This is a genomic window from Nitratireductor sp. GCM10026969, from assembly GCF_042660605.1.
Taxonomy (GTDB): Bacteria; Pseudomonadota; Alphaproteobacteria; order Rhizobiales; family Rhizobiaceae; genus Chelativorans.
Genome location: NZ_JBHSUM010000047.1, coordinates 19,709 through 28,444 on the forward strand (window position 1 = coordinate 19,709; position 8,736 = coordinate 28,444).

The 8,736-nt window shown below is 64.0% G+C and carries 9 protein-coding genes; 5 read left to right on the top strand and 4 right to left on the bottom strand.

Annotated features, from left to right (window positions below; all coding sequences use genetic code 11):
* Nucleotides 1-42: 42 nt before the first annotated feature.
* Genes ACFP9U_RS11945 through ACFP9U_RS11955 form a run of 3 tightly spaced genes read left to right on the top strand, consistent with a single transcriptional unit; the run spans nt 43 to nt 2,643 of the window.
* The gene (locus ACFP9U_RS11945; RefSeq protein ID WP_378621645.1) at nt 43-1,167 is read left to right on the top strand and encodes a branched-chain amino acid ABC transporter permease; all 1,125 of its coding nucleotides are present in this window, start codon (nt 43-45) and stop codon (nt 1,165-1,167) included.
* Entirely contained in the window at nt 1,164-1,949 is a 786-nt protein-coding gene (locus ACFP9U_RS11950; RefSeq protein ID WP_378621647.1) for an ABC transporter ATP-binding protein, read from the top strand. The genes ACFP9U_RS11945 and ACFP9U_RS11950 overlap by 4 nt, the downstream gene beginning before the upstream one ends.
* Nucleotides 1,942-2,643, top strand: coding sequence for an ABC transporter ATP-binding protein (locus tag ACFP9U_RS11955; protein WP_378621649.1), 702 nt, complete (start codon nt 1,942-1,944; stop codon nt 2,641-2,643). Before ACFP9U_RS11950 ends, ACFP9U_RS11955 begins: the two co-directional genes overlap by 8 nt.
* Nucleotides 2,644-2,741: 98 nt before the next feature.
* Here ACFP9U_RS11955 and ACFP9U_RS11960 read toward each other — a convergent pair whose 3' ends face one another.
* The 3 genes from ACFP9U_RS11960 to ACFP9U_RS11970 form a co-directional block, all read right to left on the bottom strand.
* Entirely contained in the window at nt 2,742-3,416 is a 675-nt protein-coding gene (locus ACFP9U_RS11960; RefSeq protein ID WP_378621651.1) for a DUF1028 domain-containing protein, read from the bottom strand.
* A 4-nt stretch (nt 3,417-3,420) separates the two neighbouring features.
* Nucleotides 3,421-3,837 (bottom strand): RidA family protein, encoded by a 417-nt coding sequence (locus ACFP9U_RS11965; RefSeq protein ID WP_378621653.1) that lies wholly within the window; start codon nt 3,835-3,837, stop codon nt 3,421-3,423.
* 99 nt (nt 3,838-3,936) lie between these two features.
* The gene (locus ACFP9U_RS11970) at nt 3,937-5,208 is read right to left on the bottom strand and encodes a flavin-containing monooxygenase (protein WP_378621655.1); all 1,272 of its coding nucleotides are present in this window, start codon (nt 5,206-5,208) and stop codon (nt 3,937-3,939) included.
* 521 nt (nt 5,209-5,729) lie between these two features.
* Here ACFP9U_RS11970 and ACFP9U_RS11975 point away from each other — a divergent pair.
* Nucleotides 5,730-7,130 carry an APC family permease gene (locus tag ACFP9U_RS11975; RefSeq protein ID WP_378621657.1) on the top strand — a complete coding sequence of 467 codons (1,401 nt, stop codon included), beginning with the start codon at nt 5,730-5,732 and terminating at the stop codon, nt 7,128-7,130.
* Nucleotides 7,131-7,250: 120 nt separating this feature from the next.
* On the opposite strand, the gene ACFP9U_RS11980 is transcribed toward ACFP9U_RS11975, so the two are convergent.
* Nucleotides 7,251-8,102 carry a LysR family transcriptional regulator gene (locus tag ACFP9U_RS11980; protein ID WP_378621663.1) on the bottom strand — a complete coding sequence of 284 codons (852 nt, stop codon included), beginning with the start codon at nt 8,100-8,102 and terminating at the stop codon, nt 7,251-7,253.
* Between the two features lie 97 nt (nt 8,103-8,199).
* Here ACFP9U_RS11980 and ACFP9U_RS11985 point away from each other — a divergent pair, with 97 nt between their 5' ends.
* Nucleotides 8,200-8,580 carry a tautomerase family protein gene (locus tag ACFP9U_RS11985; protein ID WP_378621659.1) on the top strand — a complete coding sequence of 127 codons (381 nt, stop codon included), beginning with the start codon at nt 8,200-8,202 and terminating at the stop codon, nt 8,578-8,580.
* The last annotated feature ends 156 nt before the right edge of the window (nt 8,581-8,736 follow it).

Here is an 8,736-nt window from a genome sequence, read left to right on the forward strand (position 1 = left end):
TCGACCTCGTCCCCCGCGCCGCGAACCGCAACGGCGGCCGCTTTGGCTATCCTCTCTCAGCTGTGCGGCGCGGCCCTTCTCTATGCGATACTCAAGGCCGAAGGGACCTGGCACGTGGCGGGGCTCCTGGCCCTGCTCGGCCTGGGTTTCTACCTGCTGGAACGGTTTCCGTGGGTAGGCGACTTCGTCACGGCAAGCCTGGCGCGCGTGCCGCTGGTCACCATGGCGACGGCGGCCGTCATCGTGCTGGGCTTCCCGTTCCTGGTGGGCTCCAATACCTACATGTTGCATCTCTTGATCGTGGCGCAGCTCTATGCGGTGCTGGCGCTGGCTCTCAACTTCCAGCTCGGCAGCGCCAACATCCCGAACTTCGCCACTGGCGCCTCCTACGGAATCGGCGCCTATGTTTCGGCCCTGCTGGCGCTCAATTTCGGCATAAGCTTCTGGCTGACATTGCCGATAGCCGCGCTTGCCGCGACGCTGTTCGGCTTCATCATCGGCGTCCCGTCGATGCGCACGCGCGACACCTATCTGGCGCTCGTCACCATCGCCTTCGGCGTGGTCGTGCACCAACTGCTCAACAATTTCGAGTGGACCGGCGGCCCCAACGGCCTGGTCGGCATTCCCGCGCCCAGCCTGTTCGGCCATTCCTTCGCCAGCCCGCTGCAGGTGTTCGGCTGGACGCTTCCGAGCCAGGCAAATTTCTACTATCTGGCGGCTGCGCTGGTGGTGCTGGCCATCGTGACCGCGCAGCGTCTCCACGGCTCGCGCATCGGTCTCGCCTGGAATGCATTGCGCGCCGACGAGATCGCAGCCAAGGCACAAGGCATCAACGTTGCCTGGTACAAGGTACTGGCCTTTGCCGTCGACGCCTTCCTTGCGGCCTTTGCCGGCACGGTCTACGCCTTCTACGTCTCCTACATCTCTCCCGACAACTTCACCTTCCTGGTCTCCGTCACCATCATGACCATGGTCATCGTCGGAGGCATGGACAACATCTTCGGGGTGATCGTCGGGGCGTTCCTGCTGACCATCCTGCCGGAGAAGCTGCGCGCCTTCTCCGATTATCGTCTGTTGTTCTTCGGCGTCGTGGTTATCGGCTTCCTCATGATCCGCCCGCAGGGCCTGTTCCCGCAACGCCTGCGCCATTATGGAGGCCGTCGGTGAGCGTGCTTCTCGACATCAAGAACGTGACCATGCGCTTCGGCGGGCTGGTGGCGCTGGACGACGTCACCTTCTCCATCGAAAAGGGCTCGGTGCTGGCGGTGATCGGGCCGAACGGTGCCGGAAAGTCGACATTGTTCAACGTCGTGACCGGTGTCTACAAGCCGACGTCGGGGCGGGTGACGTTCGACGGTGCCGATATCACCGGAAAGCCGACCTACGAAGTGGTGCAGCGGGGGATCGCCCGCACCTTCCAGGCGTCGCGCCTGTTCTCCGACCTCAGCGTGCTCGACAACGTCATCATCGGCATGCACACGCGCACGAAGACCGGCGTTCTGAAAGCGCTCTTCCGCCCCGGCGCCTCGCGGCGCGAAATGGCGGCCTGCGTCGAGAAGGCGGAGACGCTTCTGCGCCTCGGTTCCGGCGATCTCTATGAGCAGCGCTACCGCCCGGCGGGTACCCTGGCGCAGGCCGACCGGCGCCGGCTGGAGATCGCCCGCGCGCTCGCCTCCCAGCCCAAGCTGCTCCTGCTCGACGAGCCTTCGGTCGGCATGGACGACACCGAGACGGATGCGCTGGTGGCCGACATCGCGCGGCTGCGCTCGGAACATCCGGAGCTGTCGGTGATCCTGATCGAGCACGACATGCGGGTCGTGGAAGCCTTCCCCGAGCGTGTCATGTGTGTCGATTACGGCAGCCTTATCGCCGAAGGTGGCTTCGCGGCGGTTCGCGCCGATCCGCGCGTGCAGGAAGCCTATCTGGGAAAGGCGGCGACCCATGCTTGAGCTGAAGGACGTGGACACCGCCTATGGAACGGTGCCGATGCTGCGCAACGTGACGATGAGCGTGCGTGCCGGCGAACTGGTGTGCCTGCTCGGGCCGAACGGCGCCGGCAAGACCACCACCTTCATGACCGTGTGCGGCGTGGTGCGTGCGCAGCGCGGCAAGGTCGAGGTGATGGGCAAGGATATTGCCGTGCTGGGCACGGAGAACCTGGCCGCGCTCGGCGTCGGCCTCGTCCCGGAGGGGCGGCGTCTGTTTCCAAGCTTGACCGTCATCGAGAACCTGCGCCTCGGCTACGATGCCGTCGCCGGCCGTGACCTGAATTTCGAGGTCCAGCTCGATAAGATGTCGGACCTGTTTCCACGCATTCGCGAGCGGCTGCGCCAGGTTGCGGGCACGTTGTCGGGTGGTGAGCAGGCCATGGTCGCGCTGGCGCGGGCGCTGATCGGCGAGCCGAAGCTCGTGGTGATGGACGAGCCGTCGCTGGGCCTGTCGCCCAGGCTGATCGGCGAGTATTTCGAAACCACGCAGGAGATCCACCGCCGCGGAACGACTGTGCTTTTGATCGAGCAGAACGCCGAGATGGGGCTCAGCATCGCCGACCGCGGCTATGTCCTGGTCAAGGGCAGGGTGGCGCAGGAAGGGCCGGCACGGGAGCTGTTGTCGTCCAGGGCGGCCAAGAGCCTCTATCTATGAGCATCACCGGTTTGCGGCATCCGGATCACGTCCGTGCGGACATGTTCAGCGCTTTTCGATCCTGAAGATGTAATCCGGGATGGCGTTCCGCCCCCGTGTCACTGGTCTCCAGGGACGCCGTAGGAGGGGGCTTCGCGCGGATCGAGGGCACGCTGGATGTAGGCGTCCAGTTGCGGCTTATAGATATCCCACGCGGTGGCGACGGCCTCGATCGGGCACTCTTCCGTCCAGTCGCAGCGCAGATCGGCGACAGGCCAACTGACCTTGTCGACGAGTTTGAGCCCCGCCGAATGCACCGGGCCGGCCTCGCCGCCGGCCGCCAGACCGGCTCGCATCGCGGCGATCAGGCGATCGCCCAGATGGCCCGAAGAGGCGAGAAATCCGTCGACGATCGCCTGCGGCACGCCGTCATTGGCGAGCAGGTTTCCCCCCGAGGCGACATTCTCCGCCTGCGCCTGGGTCCAGATGCCAAGGGAGTTCGGACCGGAATGAATGGCCGTACGCCCCGCGCGGTCGACCGCGAGCACCTGCCGGTAGGCGATGAACCTGCCCCGCTTCTTCACCTCGGTTATGGTCTCTTCGGCGCTCATGCCCTCTTCCATCAGATCGAGCGCCAGCGGCCCCAGGGTCGGATCCGTCACGTTCTGCGATGCCACCGCGCCGACGCCGGCGCGGGCATAGGAGCAGCGCGCGGCAACGGCCGGGGAGGAAGAGGAGATGGCGACGCCGAACATGCCGGTTTCGTGGCAGCGGGCAACGAGTGAAAAGGTCATGGGATCACTCCGGGATCACTGCGGTGCCGTCGATCTCGACCAGCCACTCCGGCCGTGCCAGCGCCTGAACGACGAGCCCGGTCGACACCGGATGTACGTCTTTGATGTATTCGCCCATCGTGCGGTAGACGGCCTCGCGGTGGCGCACATCGGTGAGATAGACCACCACCTTCACCAGATGCTCCATGCGGCCGCCGGCTTCTTCGATCAGCTGCTTGATGTTCTGCATGACCTTGTGGGTCTGTTCGACCGGGTCGTGGCTGTCGATGTTCGCCGCGTCGTCCAGGTTCTGCGGGCACTGGCCGCGCAGCCAGACGATCTTGCCGCCCTGGGTGACGACCGCCTGGCAAAGGTCGTTGTCGAGATTCTGCTCCGGATACGTGTCTTTCGTGTTGAACTTGCGAATTCGGGTGTGTGCCATCTTGGTCTCCATCTCGAAGCGTCTTGAGGCCGAAGGACGGCCGCGATGCGAGCCGTGCCGGATTGCCGGAAGCTCACAGACGCCGTCCTTCAACTGCCGTCAACGTTGGCTCTTGTGTCTCGCGGACTCATGATACTCCAGATACTTGCGCTGGGTGGCAATCTGGTCCGCCAGGTACCTGGCGTCGTGCCAGACGCCCCAGATGAAGCTGGATCCCCTTCGCGATTGCCACGGCAGTCCAAGGAAATAGATCCCCGGCTCGACCGAAACACCGCGCTGATGCCTCGGCTTGCCCTTTTCGTCGAACGCGTCGATTTTCAGCCAGCTGTAATCAACGGCAAAGCCCGTCGCCCAGATGATCGAGGTTATTCCGGCTTCGGCCAGGCTCAACTCACGAATGGGATCGGTCACACATGGCGGATCCGCTTCGATCTTGCGGGCATCGGGCTCTTCGGGAAGATCCAGGCCGTTGCGGGCAACATAGGCGTCGGCTTCGTCCAGCAGCGACATGTAGTTGGCATCGCCGCGCGCAAGGTTTTCGGCAAGATCCGACGCAAAGGTCAGGACACCGTCCTTGTACGATTCGGTCAGGCCGACGAGCGTCATCCCCTGCGCGGCAAGGCGCCGGAAGTCGACCGTATGGCCGCCGCGCGCACCGCTCACCGAAATGGTGACATGTTCCGTGCCCGGCCCTGGCGTTTGGGCATCCCACTTGCCGAGCACACCCAGCCACCAGCAGAAGTCACGCTGGCGATAGGCGCGCGGAGGACGATCGTGCGGACCCACCGACAGATAGACGCGCTTGCCCGCGCGCAGGAGTTCGTCCGCGATCTGCACCCCCGAGGACCCGGCACCAACCACCAGCACCGCACCCTCGGGCAACTGACCGGGATTGCGGTAGGCGCTGGAATGGATCTGCAGGGGCCCTGCATCTTCAGGAACCACAGCCGGGATGATGGGGCGTTGGAAAGGTCCGGTGGCTACGACCACGTTGTTGGCCTCGATCGCGCCTTCGGAGGTTTCGACGCGGAAGCCCGGCCGGCCGATATTTCGCCGTACTTCCTTTACCTCCACACCGCAACGGACGGGGGCAGCGATCTGTTCTGCGTAAGCGACAAAATAGTCCGCGACCTCCTCCTTGGGCACGAAGGCATCCGGATCGGTATCCGGAAACTCCATCCCCGGAAACCGGTCGTGCCATGCGGGACCGTTGGTAACCAGAGAGTCCCATCTTTCCGAACGCCAGCGCTCGGCGATACGGTGCCGCTCAAGGACGAGATGAGGCACGCCGCACTTGCTCAAATGCTCGCTCATGGCCAATCCGGCCTGGCCACCACCAACAACAAGCGTGTCGACTTCTTCAACTGACATTTCTGCGCCCTTCTCTGGCTCGCCAAGACTTTCCGCGGATGCGACGGCGGTCTGATTGCTGGTCTACTGGAGGGACCGGAGTGCGGAAATTACGATTTCATGCAGCAATGGTTAGGTTGGCCCTAAATGCCGCGAGAGCTTGCCGAAGCGCGGTGTGCGCGAAAGGCCTTTCGTTTCGAAGGACTATTTAGGCCGAGCGACGATTAGCCTCTTCCTCACTACTGCGTCGGCAAACGGTAATTTGGCGGGCCGCCGATTTGAACCATAAGGAAAGCTGAACAGGCGGCGTCAGTGAGGGGGCGCAGGCATGGGGTGCCGGCCAATCACACAGCGATCTGGATCCGACTGCACTGGCCGGGATGCACCGCATCAAGGCACGGGCCGGCTTACTCGGCGCGCCGGCCGGCGACCTGTTCGAGGTCGTCCAAGAAGCGGAGAAGAAGCTCGGAGGAACGGATCGGGCATCGGCCGACAGGCTCTCACCCCGATTTGATGCAAGCGCTGAAAAGGGAGGTACGACCGTGTCTGTAATCAACCATATCCGGCCCGCCGGCGAGGCGGGCCGTCTCAAGGGATCGCTTGGCTTCTGGTCCCAGCTCGCCGTCTGCGTCGGCCTCGTCGTCTCGCAGGGCGTGATGGTGATCATGCTGCAGGGCGCGGGGTTCGGCGGTTACGGCTTCCTGATGACGATCCTGGTGGCCTACGGGCTGGCATTGACTTACGTCTTCTCCTTCTCCGAGCTGACGCTGATGTTCCGCAGTCCAGGTAGCCTCGCCACCTTTACCGAGGTGGCGATCGGCAACTTCCCCGCCATAGTTGCCGTCTTCTCCGGTTACCTGGTCGTCGCCATGTTCGCGCTTTCGGCCGAGTTGGTGCTGATCGAGCTGATGCTGGTGGAAATCACAGGCCTCGAACTGCCGCCCGGCGTGCTGCTTCTGGCACTGCTTGCGACGTTCTCGATGCTCAACATCATGGGCATTGACGTTTTCGCAACCGTGCAGTCGGCGCTGTCCTTCATCATGGTCGCCACCATCGCGCTGCTCGGGGTAATCGCGCTCACCGGCCTCGGCATGCCGCGCCCGGCGGACCTGGTGACCGAGAGCGTCGGACCGTTCAGCGGCGGTATGTTCGCTCTGCTCGCCATCGCCATCTGGGGCTTCGTCGGGCTCGAATTCGCCTGCCCGCTGGTCAAGGAGACACGCGATCCCGCCCGGATCATTCCGCGTTCGATGATCGTCGGCGCCACGGTGATCCTGGTCATGTACCTGCTTTACTGCTGGGGCGCGCTGATCTACGTGCCGACGGAAACGCTCGCCTCGTCCCCCTTGCCGCACTACGCCTATGTCGAGGCCGTGCTGGGCAAGGCAGGACTGATCTTCCTGACCGTGGCGGCCTTCACGGCCACCTGCAGTACCGTCAACACCTCGCTGGCGGCGGTCCCGCGCATGATATACGGCATGGCGCAGAACGGTCAGACGTTCGCCGTGCTCGGCAAGCTGCACCCCAGATACGGCACACCGTGGACAGCCATCGTTCTGGTTGCACTCGCCACGGCGCTCCCCATCCTCATCTACGGGGTGAATGCCGACGCGATCCTGCTGCTGCTGGTCGGCGCCGCGGTCGCCTGGCTCATCGCCTATATCATCGCCCATATCGACGTGATCGTTCTGCGTCGGCGCTATCCGCGACTCGCGCGGCCTTTCAAGACGCCGCTCTACCCGCTCCCCCAGGTCCTCGGCATTGCCGGCATGCTCTATGCCATCTACTACGCCTCGCCGGCGCCGGAACTGACGGTGACGGTCTTCTCAGTCGCTGGGGGCACGCTTTTCGCCGGCGCCGTTCTGGCTGCGGTCTGGGTCAAGTTCGTGATGAAGAAGGGCCTTTTCGAGCCCGAGCCAGCGGATCGTCACATCGACGTCTGAACACTCCTGAGGTCGATGGGACGGCGTCGGGCTTTGCCGCCCGCCGCCGTTCCGCCGGGCCGGGTGACGTGGAACTTGGGCTCTCCACACTGCCGTCACGTCACCTTTGCCCGACGTGTTTCAGTCTCGTGCCGCGCTCCTGAAGGCGGCCGAAAGCGCGGCAAGGGCGTCGCGCGATCGCCCGTCCTTAACCCGTGAGTGCAGTAGAACCGGCAGGCACGGTAGATCGGGAAGCCCGAGCCTGGGGCCTACGTCAATCGCGCCGAATGGCAACATGCGCCGAGCCAACGCAGCCACGCCGAGCCCGGCCATAACGGCCGCAGAAACCGCTGCAACACCACCGCCAACAAAAGCTTCAGTCCAGGGCACGCCAGCCTCGTCGAGGAACTTGCCCGCCATGGCACGCACGCCGCAGGGCTCCGGCATCGTCGCCACGGGCAGGGGCTCGCCCGCGCGGTGCTGCCAACTGGGTGCTGCATACCAGCCGAATTTTTCTTCGGTGAGAATTTCCCCGTCGGTTCGCCCGGTCTGCAGACGGACGATCACCGTGTCGAGTTCGCGCCGGTCGAAGCTTTGAAGCAGACCGCCCGTGGATCCGATCCGGATTTCGATCAACAGCTGCGGGTCTTGCGCATTCATGCGCGCGATCAGCGCAGGCAGTTCCGGTCCCGCAACGTGGTCGCTGATGCCGATGGTGAGACGTTCGCGGGTGCCGGAAAACACTGCGAACGCGCGATCGTGCACCTCCAGGAGTTCACGGGCGTGTTCGAGGAAAGCGGCGCCCTGCGCCGAAAGCTCCACGTAACGCGGCGTCCGCTCGAGAAGCCGGCGGCCGAGCCTCTCTTCAAGCCGCTTCAGCTTCAAACTGACCGCAGACTGCGTCGTCCCTGTAGCCTCGGCCGCGCGCGTGAAGCTGCCAAGCTCGGCGACGCGAACAAAAGCCTGGACCGCATCCAGATCGAGGGGCCTCATCATTTCTGATCGTTATCACTGAAATCAATCATCATTGAATACAATAATAATGGGGCGAGGGTTAGTGTAAAGCCGGGACAATCGGAAAGGACCTGCAATGCCGCTCCTTCACATCTCATTGCGCGCCGGAAAGTCGGCGGCCTACAAACGGGCGATTTTCGACGGCCTCTATCAGGCTATGCGCGAGACGTTCGACGTGCCCGAAGACGACCAGTTCATGACCATCACGGAACATGACGTTTCGGACTTCCGCGTCAGTGCGACTTACCTCGGCGTCGCCCGGAGCGACGATGCCGTGCTGATCCAGATCACCGCGAGCAACACAAGGACCGCGGAACAGAAGAAAGCACTGTACCGGCGGATCGCGGAGTTGCTCGGTGAAGACCCCGGTATCCGGCCGGAGGACGTATTCGTGAGCCTTGTCGAGGTTGCGAAAGAGAATTGGTCCCTCGGCCATGGCCTCGCGCAATATGCCTGAAGTGGCTACTCGCTACCTCAAGCTCGCGCGACCGTCACGGCCGGGCTCGCCAGCCAGGGCAAGAGGCAAGCGGTCGGCGGTGTGAGCGACCGGCGGCACAGGCCGTCGGAAGCGCGGGCGTTCGTCAGACCGGTTGTGGCGCGCTGTGCGCCTGGC

Excerpts from the sequence above, each read along its gene's own strand:
- ACFP9U_RS11955 (WP_378621649.1), top strand. The coding sequence starts at position 1,942 with ATGCTTGAGCTGAAGGACGTGGACACCGCCTATGGAACGGTGCCGATG.
- ACFP9U_RS11960 (WP_378621651.1), bottom strand. The coding sequence starts at position 3,416 with ATGACCTTTTCACTCGTTGCCCGCTGCCACGAAACCGGCATGTTCGGC.
- ACFP9U_RS11965 (WP_378621653.1), bottom strand. The coding sequence starts at position 3,837 with ATGGCACACACCCGAATTCGCAAGTTCAACACGAAAGACACGTATCCG.
- ACFP9U_RS11970 (WP_378621655.1), bottom strand. The coding sequence starts at position 5,208 with ATGTCAGTTGAAGAAGTCGACACGCTTGTTGTTGGTGGTGGCCAGGCC.
- ACFP9U_RS11980 (WP_378621663.1), bottom strand. The coding sequence starts at position 8,102 with ATGAGGCCCCTCGATCTGGATGCGGTCCAGGCTTTTGTTCGCGTCGCC.
- ACFP9U_RS11985 (WP_378621659.1), top strand. The coding sequence starts at position 8,200 with ATGCCGCTCCTTCACATCTCATTGCGCGCCGGAAAGTCGGCGGCCTAC.